This is a genomic window from Vibrio sp. 1F279, assembly GCF_041439815.1.
In the GTDB taxonomy this organism is placed as follows: Bacteria; Pseudomonadota; Gammaproteobacteria; order Enterobacterales; family Vibrionaceae; genus Vibrio; species Vibrio tasmaniensis_A.
In genome coordinates, this window is sequence record NZ_JBGOOU010000018.1 from 59,382 (window position 1) to 78,294 (window position 18,913).

At 44.9% G+C, this 18,913-nt stretch carries 18 protein-coding genes; 10 read left to right on the forward strand and 8 right to left on the reverse strand.

Annotation, left to right across the window (positions count from 1 at the left end):
* Window positions 1-57: 57 nt before the first annotated feature.
* Window positions 58-495 (reverse strand): MarR family winged helix-turn-helix transcriptional regulator, encoded by a 438-nt coding sequence (locus ACED60_RS14305; protein ID WP_041473174.1) that lies wholly within the window; start codon window positions 493-495, stop codon window positions 58-60.
* Window positions 496-622: 127 nt separating this feature from the next.
* On the opposite strand from ACED60_RS14305, the gene ACED60_RS14310 reads away from it, so the two are divergent.
* The gene (locus tag ACED60_RS14310) at window positions 623-1,045 is read left to right on the forward strand and encodes an organic hydroperoxide resistance protein (protein WP_012601111.1); all 423 of its coding nucleotides are present in this window, start codon (window positions 623-625) and stop codon (window positions 1,043-1,045) included.
* A gap of 125 nt (window positions 1,046-1,170) precedes the next feature.
* Here the strand turns inward: ACED60_RS14310 and ACED60_RS14315 are convergent, their stop codons facing one another.
* Entirely contained in the window at window positions 1,171-3,150 is a 1,980-nt protein-coding gene (locus ACED60_RS14315; RefSeq protein WP_102250183.1) for a methyl-accepting chemotaxis protein, read from the reverse strand.
* A 424-nt stretch (window positions 3,151-3,574) separates the two neighbouring features.
* Here ACED60_RS14315 and ACED60_RS14320 point away from each other — a divergent pair, with 424 nt between their 5' ends.
* Together ACED60_RS14320 and ACED60_RS14325 are read left to right on the forward strand one after the other, a co-directional pair.
* The gene (locus tag ACED60_RS14320) at window positions 3,575-3,748 is read left to right on the forward strand and encodes a hypothetical protein (protein ID WP_198592270.1); all 174 of its coding nucleotides are present in this window, start codon (window positions 3,575-3,577) and stop codon (window positions 3,746-3,748) included.
* 144 nt (window positions 3,749-3,892) lie between these two features.
* Window positions 3,893-4,495, forward strand: coding sequence for a TetR/AcrR family transcriptional regulator (locus ACED60_RS14325; protein WP_371727833.1), 603 nt, complete (start codon window positions 3,893-3,895; stop codon window positions 4,493-4,495).
* Between the two features lie 94 nt (window positions 4,496-4,589).
* Here the strand turns inward: ACED60_RS14325 and ACED60_RS14330 are convergent, their stop codons facing one another.
* Window positions 4,590-6,455 carry a fructose-specific PTS transporter subunit EIIC gene (locus ACED60_RS14330; RefSeq protein WP_139683511.1) on the reverse strand — a complete coding sequence of 622 codons (1,866 nt, stop codon included), beginning with the start codon at window positions 6,453-6,455 and terminating at the stop codon, window positions 4,590-4,592.
* 243 nt (window positions 6,456-6,698) lie between these two features.
* On the opposite strand from ACED60_RS14330, the gene ACED60_RS14335 reads away from it, so the two are divergent.
* Window positions 6,699-7,001 carry a PTS fructose transporter subunit IIB gene (locus tag ACED60_RS14335; protein WP_009846233.1) on the forward strand — a complete coding sequence of 101 codons (303 nt, stop codon included), beginning with the start codon at window positions 6,699-6,701 and terminating at the stop codon, window positions 6,999-7,001.
* Window positions 7,002-7,008: 7 nt separating this feature from the next.
* Entirely contained in the window at window positions 7,009-7,782 is a 774-nt protein-coding gene (locus ACED60_RS14340; RefSeq protein WP_371727834.1) for a PTS sugar transporter subunit IIA, read from the forward strand.
* A gap of 63 nt (window positions 7,783-7,845) precedes the next feature.
* Here ACED60_RS14340 and ACED60_RS14345 read toward each other — a convergent pair whose 3' ends face one another.
* Window positions 7,846-8,685 carry a helix-turn-helix transcriptional regulator gene (locus ACED60_RS14345; protein ID WP_029223612.1) on the reverse strand — a complete coding sequence of 280 codons (840 nt, stop codon included), beginning with the start codon at window positions 8,683-8,685 and terminating at the stop codon, window positions 7,846-7,848.
* Window positions 8,686-9,063: 378 nt separating this feature from the next.
* On the opposite strand from ACED60_RS14345, the gene ACED60_RS14350 reads away from it, so the two are divergent.
* The 4 genes from ACED60_RS14350 (at window position 9,064) to ACED60_RS14365 (ending at window position 14,468) form a co-directional block, all read left to right on the forward strand.
* A complete protein-coding gene (locus ACED60_RS14350; RefSeq protein ID WP_371727835.1) occupies window positions 9,064-10,983 on the forward strand; it encodes a fructose-specific PTS transporter subunit EIIC in 1,920 nt (639 codons plus the stop codon).
* A 130-nt stretch (window positions 10,984-11,113) separates the two neighbouring features.
* Window positions 11,114-12,331: a mannose-6-phosphate isomerase, class I gene (gene manA, locus ACED60_RS14355; protein WP_371727836.1), complete on the forward strand. Its 1,218-nt coding sequence runs from the start codon at window positions 11,114-11,116 to the stop codon at window positions 12,329-12,331.
* 258 nt (window positions 12,332-12,589) lie between these two features.
* Window positions 12,590-13,030 carry a PTS sugar transporter subunit IIA gene (locus ACED60_RS14360; RefSeq protein WP_009846228.1) on the forward strand — a complete coding sequence of 147 codons (441 nt, stop codon included), beginning with the start codon at window positions 12,590-12,592 and terminating at the stop codon, window positions 13,028-13,030.
* A 13-nt stretch (window positions 13,031-13,043) separates the two neighbouring features.
* Entirely contained in the window at window positions 13,044-14,468 is a 1,425-nt protein-coding gene (locus tag ACED60_RS14365; RefSeq protein ID WP_371727837.1) for a fructose-specific PTS transporter subunit EIIC, read from the forward strand.
* Window positions 14,469-14,574: 106 nt separating this feature from the next.
* Here the strand turns inward: ACED60_RS14365 and ACED60_RS14370 are convergent, their stop codons facing one another.
* Window positions 14,575-16,200: an ABC transporter substrate-binding protein gene (locus tag ACED60_RS14370; RefSeq protein WP_371727838.1), complete on the reverse strand. Its 1,626-nt coding sequence runs from the start codon at window positions 16,198-16,200 to the stop codon at window positions 14,575-14,577.
* 174 nt (window positions 16,201-16,374) lie between these two features.
* Between ACED60_RS14370 and mpaA the strand changes: the two genes are divergently transcribed.
* Window positions 16,375-17,085, forward strand: coding sequence for a murein tripeptide amidase MpaA (mpaA, locus tag ACED60_RS14375; protein WP_371727839.1), 711 nt, complete (start codon window positions 16,375-16,377; stop codon window positions 17,083-17,085).
* A 356-nt stretch (window positions 17,086-17,441) separates the two neighbouring features.
* Here mpaA and ACED60_RS14380 read toward each other — a convergent pair whose 3' ends face one another.
* Genes ACED60_RS14380 through ACED60_RS14390 form a run of 3 tightly spaced genes read right to left on the reverse strand, consistent with a single transcriptional unit; the run spans window position 17,442 to window position 18,677 of the window.
* Entirely contained in the window at window positions 17,442-18,113 is a 672-nt protein-coding gene (locus ACED60_RS14380) for a site-specific DNA-methyltransferase (protein ID WP_048665043.1), read from the reverse strand.
* A complete protein-coding gene (locus ACED60_RS14385; RefSeq protein WP_230691214.1) occupies window positions 18,110-18,478 on the reverse strand; it encodes a hypothetical protein in 369 nt (122 codons plus the stop codon). The genes ACED60_RS14380 and ACED60_RS14385 overlap by 4 nt, the downstream gene beginning before the upstream one ends.
* Before the next feature lie 55 nt (window positions 18,479-18,533).
* The gene (locus tag ACED60_RS14390; protein WP_017099702.1) at window positions 18,534-18,677 is read right to left on the reverse strand and encodes a hypothetical protein; all 144 of its coding nucleotides are present in this window, start codon (window positions 18,675-18,677) and stop codon (window positions 18,534-18,536) included.
* Window positions 18,678-18,913 lie beyond the last annotated feature (236 nt).

Below are 18,913 nucleotides of genomic sequence, written 5' to 3' on the forward strand. Positions count from 1 at the left end.
CAGTAGGACTAACGGGCTTTTTATTTTCTGATTACCATGGCCAAAAACTAAAAGTGCTTACTTGGTCAAATTACCAAGCAATTGCTCACACTGTGCTTTTAGCGATTTAAGCTCATCTTCATTCATCTTAGAAAGACATAGCATTTCAACTGGCACGGTCTGCGCTTGCTCTTTGAGCTCTATCCCTGCAGGCGTCAGTGTAGTAACTCGAACTCGTTCATCTTCAGCACTGCGAGTTCTAAGCACGTAACCTTTCGTTTCCAAGCGCTTGAGTAAAGGCGTCAACGTACCTGAATCCAAATGCGTTTTTGCGCCTAGGGCTTTGACATTTATCTCTTTTTCTTCCCACAGCACCATCATCACAATGTACTGCAAGTAAGTAAGGTCAAGCGCTTTCAGTAAAGGTTGATACGCTCTACTCATTGCATTCGATGCACTATACAGCGCAAAACACACCTGATTATCCAGTTTTAGATAGTCATCTTGGTCGCTCATGATCACCTCACCAATAAATTAAATTGCGCACAATATACTTGCGTGCTCGAATTTTATCAATTAAGCTAGTTTTAAAATTAAGTTGCGCGCAATCTAATGTCACACAATTCAAACAAGGACTAAGACAATGACAACACTCTACACAACTTCTGCTACAGCTACTGCAGGTCGTAACGGCCAAGTTTCTACTGATGACAACCTGCTTTCAGTGGCGTTGAGCTACCCTAAAGAGATGGGCGGAACAGGTGAAGCGACAAACCCTGAGCAACTGTTTGCTGCGGGCTACTCTGCGTGTTTCTCAAATGCTCTACTTCATGTAGCTAAAGAGATGAAAATCAAAATCGCATCGGCGCCAACGACTGCAACAGTCGGTATTGGACCAAATGAAAACGGTGGCTTTGCTTTAACTGTTGCTCTATCGATTGAACTGGATCTAGAGCAAGAACAAGCTGTGACGCTTGTGAAAACGGCGCACCAAGTTTGCCCTTACTCAAACGCGGTTCGTGGCAACATTGATGTGAAATTGTCGGTTAACGGACAAGCGCTTTAGCCGCTTCATCCCCCCCCTCCCCCAAAAAAAAGAAAAATAAAAAGAAAAAGTACCCCGCTAAAAAAATGTCCCGCACTAGGCGGGACATTTTTTATATGCGATAGAAAGCTTCTAGCTCTGAGTTGCTAACTCTTAAACGTATTCGAGAGCTCTTTCAGCGATGTTGCCAACTCAGCCTGCTCTTTCGCTGTTGCAGCAATTTGCGTTGCGCCTGTCGTAGATTCTGTCGACTTCTGCTCTACCGCGACAACGTTCTGAGCAATATCTTGAGTCACTACTGCTTGCTCTTCAGTTGCGGTTGCGATCTGCTCTGCCATGCTGAATATTTCGCTCACAGCCCCTGAAATATCTTGCAGGGTCTGTTCTACTCCTCGTGAGTCTTCAACCGCTCTTGAAGACATCTTCTTGCTGTTATCAATCACATTGAACGCTGTTTGCACGTCAGATTGTAGCGAGTTAATGAAGCCTTCAATTTCCGAAGTGGACTGTTGCGTACGCTGAGCCAAAGTACGAACTTCATCGGCTACGACAGCAAAACCACGACCTTGTTCACCAGCTCGAGCGGCTTCAATCGCTGCATTTAACGCTAACAAATTGGTTTGTTCGGCAACGGATTTAATCACATCAATCACACTGTTAATGTTGTTGCTACTTTCGTGTAGATGAGTGATTTTTTCAGCGAGGCCGTTAATCTCAGAAGCCAAGGTTTCTATCGACTCATAGGATTGTTGGACCGTGCTTAAACCTTGCTGTGATTGTTCATCAGCGATCTTCGCTGAGCTTGCCGTTTGCTGTGTTTTAGCCGCGACTTCATTCACCGTCGCTGATAGCTCTTCTGTTGCTGTCGCAATCAAGCCAATCTGGTCTTGCTGTTCAACTAAGGTGCTTGAGTTGTATTGGCAAGTTTGCGCCGTCTCTTCTGCTGCTGAAGCAAGTGTCAGGCTAGATTGAGATAGGTTATCGATAACTTGAGAAAACTTCTCTAATGTTTCATTAAGCGACGATGAGATTTGACCCAGCTCACTATTACCTTCGTAAGTCGCACGAACGGTTAAGTCATTGTCATTTCGGACTTTAGAAAGTACTCGCGTTAGATCTTTAACTCGAGTCGTTAAATCAGTAATGGCTTTGAAGCTAACAAAAGTTGCGAACAAAGTGATCACAACAAACATCACAATGCTGCCCATCATTGCTGATTGAGCTTGCTGAGTTTTCTGATCCGTCAGTGTAATAAGAGACTCTGCTAACTGATTTTCAGTCTTCTTCAGCTGAACAATTCGTGCCGTCGATTGAGCAAACCAATAAACAGGATCGACATCAAAACCACTCATTTTCGATTCAGCCACATCACGAAGTTTTTCCACTTCAGCCACCGAGCGATCATTCAGTTGTTGTTTAAAGAAATCAACGTTATCTGGGTTACCAAAAACTTCAAAGTTCGCAAAATATGTATTTTGCTCGGTTACCAAAGAGATGAATTTAACCAGCATACCCGGGCCAAATTCATTTTTAGAAAAGGTGTTGTTGAGAACCGCACGTTCGATACCCGCACGCTCCTTGCCTTGTAGAAAGTTATAGTAGGCGATGGTTTCTGTCGTGATGGTAGCATCAGTACTTAGCTCAGCAATTAATGCAGATACACTCAATAACTTAGCATTAAGTTTGGTGTAGTAGCCTAATGCTTCAGAAAGCGGAATTGATTGAGAATCCACTCTATTGCGAATCGAAGTAATTTGGTTGAGACTTTGGCTGATTTCAGTATTCAGACGCGCGATCTGCGATAAGCCGATTTCTTCAGACTGCCAGTACTCGGTTCTTTGATTGCGTTTGCTGTCTGCGTTAATTCTTTGTGCTTTTAGCTCACTGCCAAACTTGTTTCCCTGTGAGCCAATAAAGCCAGCCGTCATACCACGTTCTTTCTGTAACTCGTGCACCAACTCACTGTACACAACCGACAAACGCGTAAGTTGGTTTAATGACGACATTTCACTGGTGGTTTCTACGCCTTTTGAAATGGCAGAAACACTAAGCCATAAAAACCCTAAGATCGGTAAGATAAGCAAAGCGATGATTTTTTGCTTAAATGACATATCGGTTAAATTCATTATTATTTCCCTAACAACTAACAAATCTTCTCAGTCATCGAATTAGGCTTCCTTCTAACGGGTGCGCCTTAATTGTGACTCTATAATTATTCAAGCTGACCCATGTAAACCATGACCTAACCACACAATTCAGCGCAGAGGACGTTAACATTTAACCTTATAAAATTCATTGATTTATAAATAAAACTGTTAACTATCTGACTTAACAAGACGAAAAATACGTGTAACAACAATTCTCTGACGCAGTGACTAAAAATTGACAGCTCTTGCATAATCATAAAGTGGTAGATCGGCTCTCACTGTGTAACCCTTACCAAGCTGTTCACTCACGAGCATCTATATATTCAGTCTCAAATATGTATACTGCCGAGCTTATTAAGTAGCAGCTCGCAGCAAATATGTGACAATAACTGAGAGATATTTTATGGATTGTCCCGCTTGCGAAGAGCAAATCGGTTGGGAATGGGTTGAAGAGGAAGCAATAGAACCGAATGAAGAATTCGATTGCCCAGAGTGCGAAGAAACGCTGATGTATACCATCGATGAAGGCACCTATTATGGCGCGCAACACAAGACCGTTGAAGTTGTCGATGGTTAGGATGTTTTGCTAATGACTAAAACACTTGACCGATTCTTAGTCTGTTACAGCTTTATCGAGCCTAAGCGACTAAACACGCCTTTACTAGAACGAGCGTTCATCTTAAAATATTGAACATATGTTCAAATTAATGAAGTAGATGTTATGGCCAAGACAGCGAAGTTCGATAGACAAGACGTAGTAGATAAAGCGACTAACCTGTATTGGGAAAAGGGCTTTCACGCAACTTCTATGCGCAATCTACAGGACGTGATTGATATGCGTCCGGGCAGTATTTATGCGGCTTTTGGCAGCAAAGAAGGCTTGTTTAAAGAAACATTAGCTCGTTATACCGAACTCGGCATCCTCAATTTGAACCGCTTTCGCAGCGAAACAGATTCTCCAATCGAAGCGCTCGAAGACTTCGTAAAACGTGCCGTTGTCGAATCGAAACAAAGCGCGCCTAACGGCATGTGTATGCTGGCTAAAACAGTAGCTGAACTGACGGATGAGCACGCTGAATTATTAGAAGAAGCCAAGAAATCACTCAAAATCATGGAAGGCGAGTTCGCCAAACTGATTGCCGAAGCGCAAGAACTTGGTGAGATCAGCAAAGAACGCGAACCTACTCAACTTGCTCGCCACGTTCAGGTTCAAATTGCAGGGCTACGCACTTATGCAAAAACCTGCGATGACACAGAACTACTCAACTCAATGGTCGAAGACATCTTCAAGTACCACCCTTTTTTAGCAACTGAGCGTATATAGGCTCAGCTCTACAAAAAGACGCCCAAGTATTACTACTAATACTTGGGCGTCTTTTTATTTATTGCTTTTCAGCCAATCTTAAAGCCGATTGCTTTTATACTTTCCTCATAATCAACGCCTGCGCATTGAGCATCGCTTCCTTAGTACTGACATCTAAGGTTTTCACGTTCGCAAAGCGTTCGATCTCTTTAATCGCCACATCATGAGCAAAAATCACCAACCTCGCCCGCTCAATGTCTTTCTGTGTAATGCGATTGCCGATTCCGTTGGCACCCTGCGTTTCGACTTTAATCCGAACCCCAAGATGATGAGCCGCCTTTTCCAAAGACTTAGCCGCAAGAAACGTATGAGCAACACCAGATGGACAAGAAGTGATCGCCAATACATCCGCTTGCCCTTCTTCCGTTATCGAGCCACCCGTAAACTGATTAGAATTTGCTTCGCCTTCGACCACGTTCTTTTTCAGTAGTATCACGATCAGAGCCGTCGTCAGTGCTCCTGCTAATGTCCCGACGATATAGCCAATTTTGCCGTCAACCACCGGCAACACTATCCAGCCGCCCCATGGTGCATGGTTGATGACATGGAACATAAAGCCAACCACATTACCGACAATGCCACCAGCAACAACAGCAGGCAGAACTCGCGCAGGATCGGCGGCAGCAAAAGGAATCGCACCTTCACTGATGCCGATCATGCCCATAATACCCGCTGCTTTTCCGGCTTCGCGTTCGTCTCGTTTGAATTTCTTAGGTGATATGAAAGTGGCAAGCGCCATGCCTAATGGTGGCGTACAAATGGCAATACCGACGCCCCCCATTAGCCAAGGTTGAGTGTTCACCTGCGTTTGAGCAAACAGCGTCGCCACTTTGTTGATTGGGCCGCCCATATCAAAGGCCGTCATCGCCCCTAAAATACTGCCCAACACCACTTTTCCTGAGCCCGCCATGCCAGTCAGCATTTGGTTCATCTCAAGCATCACATACGCGATAGGAGAGCCAATCACCCACATCACCACCCCACAGGTTACAAAGGTGCCGACTAATGGATAGATGAAGATCGAACTCAGCGAGATCATACTGTCTGGCAGTTTGATCTTCTTGAGCACATTAACCACAAAGCCAGCGAAGAATCCGACCACAATTGCACCAAGGAAGCCGGTACTGTACTGATTCACTGCGAGCCAAGAACCAATCATGCCCGGTGCTAAGCCCGGTTTGTCGGCCATTGAATATGCAATGTAACCACCGAGCACGGCGGTAAACAGGGTTAGCCCCGCGATACCCATTTGTGCTATGTCAGCCAGAACACCGCTCTCAGGCACTGCGCCATGACCAGACATCATTACCGACAAAGACAAAAGTACCCCACCCGCGACCACAAATGGGATCATGTGCGAAGTACCGTACAACAAGTGTTCTTTAAGACGATTAAGAGACTGAGCCCACGGGCTTAATGGTTCGCTGTAAACTTCATGATGACTAGAAGCGTAGCTATCGAAAGATTCAGAATTCGCTTCGAGAAACAGCTCTTGAGCTTCCTCGACCGACTCTACCGCCTTTAATTTTGTAACAAAACCATCTTCGATCAATCGAGTTGAGATCTGAGCCAGAACCTCAATATGATGATCATCGCTATTGTCTGGCGACGCGAGCATAAAAAACACATCCGACAGTTCGCCGCCGTCTGCGCCATAATCGATACCCGTTCGGCTAATACCTACCGCCACAGCAGGTTTGGCAACGGCGGTACTTTTCGCATGTGGAATCGCAATACCATCATCAAAGCCCGTATTGCCGATGGCCTCACGCTTCCAGATATCATCAAGGAACTCACTTTTATTGGAGAGCTTACCTGCGCGGTCAAGCAGTTCGACAAGCTCTTCAAATACCGCCTGTTTAGAGTCTGCCTTTAAATCCAGACAGATAATCTCCGGCTCTATAATGTCAGTGATGTCCATGTGCTGCCTCGTCCGAGTACCAATTTAAGTAAATGAGATAAAGAGGTTAATAATATGAAAAGACTAACGAGGCAAGGCCGCTCAATATATAGGAGGAAAGGTGCATTAACTGGATAATTGTAACCAAGAAGCAAGAGTGTGACGTTCACCTTTGAATTAAAAACGGGAATCCATAAACTTCCTAGATTCAGATAGTCCCATCGATCCAAGTAAACTGTCGATCTAAGCACACCGAGAATAATAATGAGAATTGTAGCGGTAACTGCGTGCCCTACAGGCATTGCGCACACCTATATGGCAGCTGATGCACTAAATAAAACAGCCCCAAAATTCAATGTTTCAATCAAGGTTGAGACTCAAGGCGCTATGGGGATTGAAAACTTACTGACAGGCCAGGATATTACCCTCGCAGACAAAGTGTTGATCGTCTCTGATATCGACATCGAACAACCAAGCCGATTTGACCCCGCGAAAACCGTCTTCATTCCAATGGAAGAGGTGTTATTGAGTGTCGATAAAGTCTTTATCAAGCATTGTCGAACTTAGACCTTTCATGAATGAATATCAGATCACCTTCTTCGTTGACGATCCTGCCGCGAACTCACACGTCGCGCAGCCGTTGACTCGTTTAGCGAAGAAGTTCAAAAGCAACATCCGCATTATCAACATCACTCAAAATCGAACCGCTGATCTCTCCAAATCTGTCGCGATGTTACAAGTGGGTTTACTCCGAGGGGATTTGTGCCAGGTAACCGCAGTAGGTATTGATGCTGAACTCGCATGTTTTGTAATAAAAGACGTGATTGCTGAGCACTACACCATGGTTGGCTCACAAGTGAATCATGAGTTCTCGAACGACTTGATCCAGCGTATGCCTCAGATATGCCCGCCTTGTGACATCAAGTGGCACTACGCTAAGGCGCAAACTCAACTGACAAAATTTGAGTGCTTGAAAGGGCTCGCTCACCTCGTTTATCCAGAAGATCCAGATGAGCTGATTTTGGCTTTCATTAAGCGAGAAGAACGCTCTTCAACCTGCGTGTCACCAGGGATCGCGCTGCCCCATGTGATGTTTGAATCTACTCAAGATCTCTCGATCGCGGTCATCGTCAGTGACAACCCGATTGACTGGGCATCTCAAATTGGCCAAGTACACGTTGCTATCGCTTTAGTACTGCCAACCAAGCCGCAACATGAACACATTGTGGCGGCTACCAACCTAACTAGAAACCTACTTCACGATCAGGTCAACGAGCGTTTGCAAAAGACTCGAAGCAGTGTCGATTTACAAGCCTTGTTGATGTATATCTCATCTCGCCTACTTTAAGGCTACTCACTCCAAAATACGGCTCAACAAAAAAATACGCTCCGACTTAAAAAGACGGCTTAACTAAATAGAACCACGATATTCAGTCGGCGTTCTTCCGGTGCGATTCTTAAATACTCGACAGAAGTAGTTCACATCCTTAAAACCGCAACGTACAGCCACTTCATTGAGCTTGAAGTTGTACTTCTTGAGCATGAACTTGGCACGGTCGACCCGCACGCGGGTGATGTATTCTGCTAGCGTCATGTGGCCTTGTTGACGGAACATTCGCGACAAGTGATTGGATGAAATGCTAAAGCGCGAGGCAATGCTGTCTCGGGTGATCTGGCGGTGGAAGTTCTCTTGAATGTAGATACAAATCCCTTGATACACATCCTGTACTCGGCTATGAGATTTTTCTACGGGCGCTTCCAGCATGGTTTTACTGTATTGCAGTAGAGCTTGCAGCAATAACTCGTCCATCGGCTGCTTGTTACTCTCTCTCGCTAACGAGCTAAGCGCCTCCAAAATATTATCAATCGCAAAACCAGAGCGAGTCTGAATACTGTGCTTTTGAATATCGTAAAAGCTCTCCTCGCCTTTGCGCTTGCTCACCAAGCTTAAACCAAGCTGACGACGACCAAACAACATGCTCAACACCGAGCAGTCTGTATCCCAGTTTGGCTTGTTCCAGCAGTTGGGTGGGATGAAAATCGCGTCTCCGGCTTTGGCGATAACGTTGGTTATTTTGCGATCATGACTCTCCATTTCATTAATATACTCTCCGTCTAGCACTAACTCTAAGCGCGGAAAGTTCACCTGATAACTGCACGCTGAAGGCGTGTGAAAATCTCCAGCAAACCAGATGTTATGAAACGGTTCTCGCTCATTTAATACAGACGAGATTAAGTCATGAAATATCATTATTCGAACTCTAGTGGGCAGCAATAAGGCTACGTGAATAGATATACCCCTTAGTGAAACATAGCGCTATTGAGCAAAATCACAATTTGAGATCTGGGTTACAAAAATCCAGTAACGGAAATAAATTTCCAGTAACAAAACTGACCTAGCACGTTCCTGCCCTGATAAACAAATACGCTACAGCCCTTATAAATAAAAGCCTCAACACATCTTTAACTCTGTCAACATCGTCCTACAAGCGACCACTCGACCGATCAAAATCACACTCCACTTATAACGCAACAATCATCCAGTAAATGCATTTTTTCTTCACTACAGAAGGTAAGCCGTAGATTCCAGAATACCCCTAACAAAATAAAAACAGAGTAGGGGTTCATTATGATCACGACATTGATCAATCAAGATTTGATTAAGCTTTCGCTTAGCGCTAATTCAAAAGAAGACGTATTTAAAGAGCTGATAGACGTGCTGTACGCACAAGGCAGAATCTCAGACAAAGCACAGTTTCTTGCCGACATTAAGGCGAGAGAAGAACAAGGTAATACCGGATTTGAAGAAGGCATTGCCCTACCACATGCGAAAAGCAGCGCGGTGATCAAACCCGCGGTTGTTATCGGCGTCCACAAGCAGGGTATCGAGTACGGCGCCGATGACGGTCAGCCATCAAAACTCTTCTTCATGATTGCCTCTCCTGATGGCGGCGATGATCACCACATCGAAGTATTGGCAGAGCTTTCTTCAAAACTGATTGAAGAAGGCTTTATCGAAAGCTTCATGAATGCTCAATCTGAACAAGAAGCATTAGAACTACTGCTTACCAAACCTGAGCCATCAGAAACAGAAACCAACGAAACTGCAACCAACTTAGAAAAACAAGGTTTCATCATTGGTGTCACTGGCTGCCCAGCTGGCGTTGCACACACTTATTTGGCAGCTGAAGCGCTAGAGAAAGGCGCGGCGGCTCTTGGCTACGACATCAAGGTCGAAACCAACGGCTCGATAGGCGTTAAAAACAGCCCAACTCAAGAAGAGATCGAACGCGCAGACGCGATTGTCGTCGCTTGTGACAAACAGGTCGATATGGCTCGCTTTGCCGGAAAACGCGTCATCAGCACCAACGTAAAAGCACCAATCAAAGACGCACAAGGCTTGATTAAGCAAGCTCTCAATGCACCTAGTTACCAAGCTGAACAAACGCCGACCAACCAATCCGTTGTAGAAAAAGCCTCACAAGCGCGTTCAGACCTTTATCGTTACTTGATGAATGGCGTATCACACATGATCCCATTCGTAGTCACTGGCGGCCTATTGATTGCCCTAGCCTTAGCGATTGGCGGTGAGCCAAGTGAATCAGGCATGGCGATTCCTGCTGGCAGCATGTGGAACCAAATTCTAGAAGTCGGTGTGGTTGCGTTCACCCTGATGATCCCAATCTTGGCTGGCTACATTGCTTACGCGATTGCTGACCGCCCTGCCCTAACCCCTGGTCTTATCGGTGGTTGGATTGCTAACAACGGCTCTTTCTATGGCGCTGACGCGGGTACAGGCTTCATTGGTGCAATCATCGCTGGCCTATTAGTGGGTTACTTCGTTAAATGGATCACCTCGTTTAACTACCACAAGTTCGTTCAACCGCTTGTGCCTATCATGATCGCTCCGATCACTGGCTCTCTATTCATCGCGGGTCTGTTCATCTTTGTTATCGGTGCACCTATCGCTGGGCTGATGGATGCTCTTACTGCACTACTAACGAGCATGAGCACAGGCAACGTGGTTCTGCTAGGCATCGTACTGGGTGGTATGGCTGGTTTCGATATGGGCGGTCCATTCAACAAGGTGGCATTCCTTTTCTCGGTCGGCATGATTGCCAGCGGTCAAACTCAATTCATGGGTGCGATGGCGTGTGCAATTCCTGTGGCTCCACTGGGTATGGCCATCGCAACCAGACTTGGCCGCAAGTTCAACCTGTTCGAATCTTCTGAAATCGAAGCAGGTAAGGCAGCAGGCGCAATGGGCTTGGTGGGTATATCAGAAGGTGCGATTCCTTTCGCGGCTCAAGATCCGATGTCGGTTATCCCTGCCAACGTACTTGGTTCAATGACTGCCGCTGTTATGGCGTTCTCATTCGGTATCACCAACAGCGTGGCTCACGGTGGTCCAGTAGTCGCTCTACTTGGCGCAATGAACTACCCAATGCTAGCACTGCTGTGCATGGCATCAGGTGCGGGCGTAACAGCGGTTACTTGTATTGCGCTTAAGAATCTACGCAAAACCAAGCTAACGACAGCAGCGGCTTAAGCCATTTCAACTCCAATGGCTTGAGCCCCTCAATTCTCCTTTTTTAGTCGCTAATACTTTAGTTGCTAGTTTTTTACTAATGAGTAGGTCGAGTAGAGCTCAAGCCATGTTTCCCTTCATGGTGATTTCGATGTCTGATTTTTCTTTAGCGAACGATTCGTTCGTACAACGCTTTTTCTACCCTATGACCAACGTGATTCAAAACTACGCATGGGGTAGCCCTTCTTCGTTTAGCCAACTGTTTGGTATTGATAACCAATCTGGTGAGCCACAAGCGGAGATCTGGATGGGCGCTCACCCTAATGGTTGCTCAATGGTGAACGACAACGGGCAGCAGACCACATTGTCTAGCTTGATTTCTAAGAACCTAAACCTGTTTCTAAGTGAGAAAGTCGCGAGCCGTTTTGGTGAACTTCCGTACCTGTTTAAGGTGTTAGCGGCGGAGAAAGCGCTCTCTGTTCAAGTTCACCCGAACAAGCAGCAAGCCGAATCTGGCTATGCTCTAGAAGAGCAGCAAGGCATTCCGATGACGGCTGGCAACCGCAACTACAAGGATCCCAACCACAAGCCGGAGCTGGTGTATGCATTAACCGACTACACCGCGATGAATGGCTTTAGGTCGATCAGCGAGATTCTTGAGCATTTCCATTACCTTGATATTCCAGAGCTAAACTCTATGGTTAATGACCTAGCGGGCGACCAAACGCCTAATGGATTAGCTAGCTTCTTCGCGAGCTTATTGTCTTTGCAAGGTGAACAAAAAGGCATGGCGCTGACCATGTTGCTGATGAAGGCCAAGCTTTCTGATGCACCCGTGTTCCAGTTGATTTCAGAGCTAGAACAACAATATCCGGGTGATGTAGGCCTGTTTGCTCCGCTACTGTTGAACGTGATCACCTTAAAGCCTGGGCAAGCCATGTATCTGGATGCCGAGACACCCCACGCTTACATTAAAGGTACGGGCTTAGAAGTGATGGCGAATTCAGACAACGTACTTCGCGCAGGATTGACGCCTAAGTACATGGATATCAATGAATTAGTCTCTTGTACTCGATTCAATGAAAAGCCTGCAGATAGATTGCTGCTCAGCCCGATAGAGCAAGGTGATGTGATGGAATATCAAATTCCAGTCGAAGATTTTAAGTTCTCTATCGTGCAAAACTCACATCAGCGACAGATCACTACCGAAGGTGCCGAGATCCTGCTACCGCTCGATGAATCCATGGTGCTTACTCACCAGTGCGGCGAAACCTGTGTGATAGAGAAAGGCCAATCGGTTTTCATTCCGGCTTACGCAGAGAGCTACAAACTGGACTGCGTTGGACGTGTCGCGCGCGCTTACAGCTAGCTTCCTTAGAACTCAGTACAAGGTCTTACTGCCCTGCTCATGCGGGGCATTTTTGTTTCTGACGAAGCTTATTAGCGTGTCAAAAACATAATCAAGACGCCATCAAATATGACCCATCTCACACTGAATTAATGATGCAAATCACACTTAATTTTGCTGGATACAAATGTACAGTGAAGGGCTTTTATTTGCTATTTCGCGAATCGGGTTAATCCATTAATTTTAATTCAAGAACTTCAATAGTGAATGAGTTAATAAATGATCACACAGCTAACTAACGTCAACTTAATTAATAACAATCTTCAAGCGAATAATAAAAAAGAACTGTTTGAAGAATTGGCGGGTATGTTATTTGAGAACAACCGAATTAATTGCAAAGATACTTTCCTATCAGGTATTGAAATTCGTGAATCTCAAAGTATCACCTCAATGGATGGCATCGCTTACCCTCACTCCAAAAACCAAGCGGTTACTGAGCCTGCCATTGCTGTCGGTGTAAAACGAGAAGGTATTGAGTATGGCGATGAAGACGGCATTAACCCAACGGTATTTTTTATGATTGCATCACCAGATAACGGTGCTGACCATCATATTTATGTACTACAAGAATTATTTGGAAAATTCAGCGATGAATTTATTCAAGATATACATAACGCAAAAGACGAACAACAAATCCTTAATATTTTAATTAATTCATAAGGCGTAGAAAATTATGAGCACCCTAACAACTCAAGCTACGAATACCAGTAGTAATTCTAATAACAAAAACAGTAGTAGCGACTTTAAAAAAATCCTTAGCACCATGAAAGGCCATCTGCTTTTCGGAACCTCACACATGCTACCTTTCATCGTAGCCGGTGGTGTTCTATTGGCTTTAGCGGTCATGGCATCAGGCAAAGGTGCTGTACCTGCAGATGGCCTGCTAGCAGACATCTCTAATATCGGTATCAAAGGCCTTGTTCTTTTCCCAATCATTCTTGGCGGCTTTATTGGTTACTCAATTGCAGACAAACCAGCACTTGCACCTGCGATGATCTCTTCTGGCATCATGGCTGACATGGGCGGCGGCTTCCTTGGTTGTATCGTGGCTGGCTTTATCGCCGGTGGCGTGGTGTTCCAGCTTAAGAAAATCCCACTTTCTGCGAACATGACCGCGCTAGGTGCTTACTTCATTTACCCGCTTCTAGGCACATTAATCTCTGCAGGTATCGTACTGTGGGGCATTGGTGAGCCAATCAAACTGTTCATGTCTTCAATGAACGAGTTCTTAGCTTCAATGGCTGGCGCGTCTAAGATGGTTCTGGGCACAATCCTTGGCGGTATGACCGCGTTTGATATGGGCGGCCCTATCAACAAAGTAGCAACGCTATTTGCTCAAACTCAAGTAGACACGCAACCTTGGCTAATGGGCGGCGTAGGCATTGCGATTTGTACACCACCTCTAGGTATGGCATTGGCGACTTTCCTATTCAAAAACAAGTTCTCTAAACAGGAGCAAGAAGCAGGTAAAGCAGCAGCAATCATGGGTTCTATCGGTATCTCTGAAGGTGCTATCCCATTCGCAGCGAACGACCCAATGCGCGTACTTCCTTCAATCGTTGCCGGTGGTATCGTGGGCTGTGTATTCGGCTTCATGACAGACGTTCTACTACACGCACCTTGGGGCGGCCTAATCACAGCGCCAGTATCAAGCAACATTCCAATGTACGTGGTCGGTATTGCACTTGGCTCGCTAACCACAGCGGTTATCGTTGGCTTCTGGAAACCTGTCGCGGTTGAAACCGAAGAAGACATGGTTGAAGCGCCAGTACAAGCTCAAACAGCTCCTGTAGCAGGCGAAGGCGAGTACGACATCGTAGCCGTAACATGTTGCCCTTCTGGTGTTGCACACACCTTCATGGCAGCGAAAGCACTAGAGAAAGCAGGCTTAGCAGCAGGCCTTAAGATTAAGGTAGAAACTCAAGGTCAAAACGGTATTCAGAACCGCATCAGCGACCTAGATGTAGCGAACGCAAGACTGGTTATCTTGGCTCACGATATTCAAGTGAAAGACCCTCACCGCTTTGCTAACGCGAACGTGATTGAGTGTTCAACCAAGGAAGCGATGAAGAAAGCCGCGGACATGGTGGCTATTTAAAGCCTGAAACAAGTTAGAAGATAAAATTACTACCCCCTAGTAACTAAAATCCCCATTCGCCTTGTCAGCGAATGGGGATTTATATTTATATAATGTTCAAAGCTTTTTACTGCTTGATATAAAGATCCTTAGAATAGATGCGGCCTTCTACGTTGTTCTTAGCAAAGCCACCGACACTTGGTCGCACTAGGCGAGCTTGCATGTAGTAGTAGATTGGCGCGATCGGCATATCTTCAGCCAGTAACTGCTCCGCTTGGTCATAGAAACCTTGGCGTTCTTGCTCATTAGTTGCAGCCAATGCGCTATCCATTGCTAAATCGTATTTTTCATTATTGTAACGAGCAAAGTTACCTGAAGATTCAGAACGCAGAAGGCTTAAGAAGGTCGACGCTTCATTGTAATCACCACACCAAGACGCTCGCATCACATCAAAATCACCTTGTCGACGTGACACTAAGTAAGACTTCCACTCTTGGTTTTCCAACTCAACTTGCGCGCCTAGATTGCTTTTCAGCATAGATGCAATCGCCACCGCAATCGACTTATTCGATTCACTGGTGTTGTAAAGCAATTTAAAATCTAGCGGGTTAGAAGCATCGTATCCGGCTTCTTTCAGCAACTCTTTCGCCTTTTGGTCACGGTCCCTTTGAATCCATGTACTGTACTCAGGTTGAGTGGCATCAAAACCTGCCGTGTATTCATGAGCAAAGGTATAAGCCGGTAAGTTACCTACTTGAGTCACTCCATTAGTAATCACATTGCGCATCATGGAATAAGACACCGCTTTACGCACTCGCGCATCATCAAACGGAGGGCGTGTGGTATTGAACGCGTAATAGTATGTACACAATAAAGGTACCGCTGTATACGCGTCTTGATATTTCATTTTTAGCTGCTGCGCCATGTGTGTCGGCACATCAGACGTAATATCGACCTCGCCCACCGCATAGCGATTAATCGACGCATTCTGGTTCTCAAACGGAATGTAAGTCACTTGGGTTAAGTGCGTATCTGAACTGTCCCAATAGTTAGGGTTCTTCTCCAGTTCAATGCGTTCGTTCACCACCCACTCGCCTAAAACAAACGCACCATTACCAACAAACTGCTTAGGATCGCTCCACGGCTTATCGCTGTTTTCTAGCGTTGCCTTATGAACGGGCATCATTGAAGTGTGGCCTGTCATCGCCACAAAGTATGGAACTTTGCTATCGAGTTCGAACTTCACCGTGTGCTTATCAACCGCCGAGATACCGAGCTCTTCAACAGGCTTCTTACCTTCTGCCACATCAGCGATATTTTTGATTTGAGTCAGCTTGAGATACCACACATTTGGCGAAGCGAGTTTCGGATCGACCGCGCGTCTTATCGCATACACGAAATCATCGGCCGTCACCGGATCGCCATTCGACCATTTAGCATCTTTACGCAAGTGGAATACAAACGTCTGGTTGTCTTCGGTTTCCCAAGATTCCGCAACACCTGGAGTGATGTTGCCATCGCGATCTTGAATAACTAAACCTTCAAATAGGTCACGTAGAATGTGCATTTCAGGCAAGCCTTCTGCCTTTGCCGGATCGAGTGTCGCAGCTTCTGCATCATTGGCTCGCACCAAATGTTGGTCTTTTGCCAGTGAAACACCAGCAGGTAAGGTTTCAGCAACGGCAGTCACTGAGATAAAAGGGGTCAATAAAGATGAAATGAGTAAAGCCGTTGAATGTTTCTTAAAATCCATGTTTTTTTGCTCTCCTAGCCTATCTTTGAAGCAAAGTAATAAAATTAACAATGCGACGGTTGACGAGTTTTGACGCTATGGTTTATTTAAAGGGGTTCATCTAATGGACTTGGTTAATGATTAATATAGCCAATAGTGAATACTTGATAGTACTTGATCAATCAGGAGATTAAGGTGAGTTTAATTCCAAGAACGGAAAGAGCTGCGTTTTCAATAAAGCCGCTGTCATATGGAAAATCGGTGTTGGGTGCGCCTTTGCTCTATTTCCCCGCGCAAATCGAAAGCGAATCTCGCGGGCTGATCTTAGCGGGCACACACGGTGATGAAACCGCATCTATCGCGGGTTTATCTTGCGCGCTAAGAAGCTTACCTGCCGCCAACTTGCGACACGATGTGATCTTATCGATGAACCCAGATGGCAACCAGCTTGGCACTCGCGCTAACGCCAATCAAGTCGATCTGAACCGCGCCTTTCCAACTCAAAACTGGACAGAAAACGGTACCGTCTATCGCTGGAGTTCTCACACCCCTGTCAGAGATGTAAAAGTTAAAACGGGACAAGCCGATCAGCTTGAACCGGAAGTGCAGTCGCTCATTAACCTCATAGAACAACGCCAACCCAAGTTCGTCATCTCTTTCCACGAACCGCTCGCGATGGTCGACGACCCAACCCAATCAGAACTCGCCTCTTGGCTAGGCAAACAGTTCAACCTACCACTCGTCGAAGACGTTGATTACGAAACCCCAGGCTCATTCGGCACATGGTGCCAAGAAAGAAGCCTACCGTGTATTACCGTAGAACTGCCGCCAGTGTCTGCTGATTTGACTATCGAGCAATATTTGGATGCGTTTGTGGCTGTGTTGGGGTGTGAGGAGATTGGTTAGACAAACACGCTTTTGGACATAAACGTGCCAGCGATTTTTCTAAATTAGAAAACCATCAATAACTAGGGGTATGGCAAATCTACTTGTGAAGAGCTAGTGCGATGAGTAGCATCGCACTAGCAAAAGTACTGGTTTGGGTACGTATTAAGTGACGTTACGTTAAATTGTCAGTAGCAACAAGAAGCCTAATTTGAGAATTAACCTCAAACAAAGCCCATGTTCTTTGGTAACTAACAATCATAGGCTCTAAACCAAGGTTTAGTGAAACATCGACAATGGATGACTCCAAATCTGAAAGCAAGGTAATAGGAGTCAATGTCTTGATTTCGTGACCATGCAAATCATAAAAAAAGCCTTTAAACACTATGATTACCAACTTTTATTCGTTCTAGAAATAGATCATGAGCATAAGACGATATATCACACCCTAGATACTTCCTTTTCAGATTTAGAGCTGCCAGTAAAGTTGACCCTGATCCAAAAAAAGGGTCAACAACTAACTCATTTTGTTGAGAGCTTTGAGTTATTAAAACTTCTAATAATGGAACTGGTTTTTCAGTTGGGTAACCTCTAAAGACACGCTTATGTTCCAATATATCAGGAATGCTTAAATCATTGATTTTCCTTTTACCCTTTTCAAAAAAGAGTATGTATTCATGCCTAGACCTATAATGGTACCCCATCCCAATACAGACCTTATCCCAAACAATAGGCTTCCAAAACTTAAAGCCTACCTTTTCAGCTATCGGCTTGATAAAAAACATCGTTTCTTGATCGCAAAAAAGATAAAAGTGAGTGTTCTTTTTCAACACTCTATATATCTCAACCAGTAAACTTTCAAATCTTGAGTTCGGGAAAATTTCAAACCAAGTATTACTTGAAGATTTACTTACTTTCAATCTAGTTGTCGTACCCACTTTCCTATGCTTCTCTAAAGACTCATAAGGTGGATCTGTAATAAGCAAATCTACACTTTCACTATCTAGCGATGAAAGCCACTCAACCGCGTCACAATTGAATATACTCAAAATGAACTACACACATTCCCACGATCAGATACTTTAGAAGGCTCACCTTTATCTAATGCTCTACAATCTATACAGTAACTTTGATCTCCATCAGGATTTCTAGCCGATACTCTTGCTGGTGTTTGACCAAAGTTTTGAGGATGACGATGGAAAACATGCTCAGAGCCATTAGCAACAGAGCAATGTGGGCATGATTTTAAAAGAGCCCCATTAGCTAATCTTTTGAAAACCCTTCCACTGTTTAATTGAGAATTACAGCAACTACATCTCATATTCATATCTCCTTGTTTTAATAGGCCATCATTAGCCCGCAAAAATATTTTAACCCCTTTAAGAGTGAAGATGCATAAAAAAGTGGTGTTCATTATTCCTATTATGGTAAATGTGTGAGTTTGCTATCAGAAACAGCCTCAGACCGCCTCAAACGCTCTTAGCGAAGATTTGAGACACTTGAACAAGGCGGTACTTCCATAACGCTTTGTAAGTTTTTGACGTTTTAAGAGCGGTTTGTAGAGCAAAAATCATCGAGTTTCTTTGAACTAAGAACTGCACTCTGATACCCATTTTTCGTTCTTTATGAGTTTGGGTTTCAGATTAGTTCTATTAGGTCAAAAACTGATCGACTGTGATTGTGGACTTTTTAGCGAAACCAATAATGGGGCAGAAATGAGTTAGAGCCCTTAATAACTCACAAAACTCTAAACAAGTTGATGGCCACCACACCAAATCACATAGCCTACTAACTTACGCCCCATTTGTTTCCAATTAATGTCTTCCATAGAAAGCTACTCAGAGCGTCC

Excerpts from the sequence above, each read along its gene's own strand:
- ACED60_RS14320 (WP_198592270.1), top strand. The coding sequence starts at position 3,575 with ATGGATTGTCCCGCTTGCGAAGAGCAAATCGGTTGGGAATGGGTTGAA.
- ACED60_RS14340 (WP_371727834.1), top strand. The coding sequence starts at position 7,009 with ATGAATGAATATCAGATCACCTTCTTCGTTGACGATCCTGCCGCGAAC.
- ACED60_RS14370 (WP_371727838.1), bottom strand. The coding sequence starts at position 16,200 with ATGGATTTTAAGAAACATTCAACGGCTTTACTCATTTCATCTTTATTG.
- ACED60_RS14360 (WP_009846228.1), top strand. The coding sequence starts at position 12,590 with ATGATCACACAGCTAACTAACGTCAACTTAATTAATAACAATCTTCAA.
- manA (WP_371727836.1), top strand. The coding sequence starts at position 11,114 with ATGTCTGATTTTTCTTTAGCGAACGATTCGTTCGTACAACGCTTTTTC.
- ACED60_RS14305 (WP_041473174.1), bottom strand. The coding sequence starts at position 495 with ATGAGCGACCAAGATGACTATCTAAAACTGGATAATCAGGTGTGTTTT.
- ACED60_RS14315 (WP_102250183.1), bottom strand. The coding sequence starts at position 3,150 with ATGAATTTAACCGATATGTCATTTAAGCAAAAAATCATCGCTTTGCTT.
- ACED60_RS14335 (WP_009846233.1), top strand. The coding sequence starts at position 6,699 with ATGAGAATTGTAGCGGTAACTGCGTGCCCTACAGGCATTGCGCACACC.
- ACED60_RS14390 (WP_017099702.1), bottom strand. The coding sequence starts at position 18,677 with ATGGGTATCAGAGTGCAGTTCTTAGTTCAAAGAAACTCGATGATTTTT.
- ACED60_RS14365 (WP_371727837.1), top strand. The coding sequence starts at position 13,044 with ATGAGCACCCTAACAACTCAAGCTACGAATACCAGTAGTAATTCTAAT.
- ACED60_RS14310 (WP_012601111.1), top strand. The coding sequence starts at position 623 with ATGACAACACTCTACACAACTTCTGCTACAGCTACTGCAGGTCGTAAC.
- ACED60_RS14325 (WP_371727833.1), top strand. The coding sequence starts at position 3,893 with ATGGCCAAGACAGCGAAGTTCGATAGACAAGACGTAGTAGATAAAGCG.
- ACED60_RS14345 (WP_029223612.1), bottom strand. The coding sequence starts at position 8,685 with ATGATATTTCATGACTTAATCTCGTCTGTATTAAATGAGCGAGAACCG.
- ACED60_RS14385 (WP_230691214.1), bottom strand. The coding sequence starts at position 18,478 with ATGAACACCACTTTTTTATGCATCTTCACTCTTAAAGGGGTTAAAATA.
- ACED60_RS14350 (WP_371727835.1), top strand. The coding sequence starts at position 9,064 with ATGATCACGACATTGATCAATCAAGATTTGATTAAGCTTTCGCTTAGC.
- ACED60_RS14330 (WP_139683511.1), bottom strand. The coding sequence starts at position 6,455 with ATGGACATCACTGACATTATAGAGCCGGAGATTATCTGTCTGGATTTA.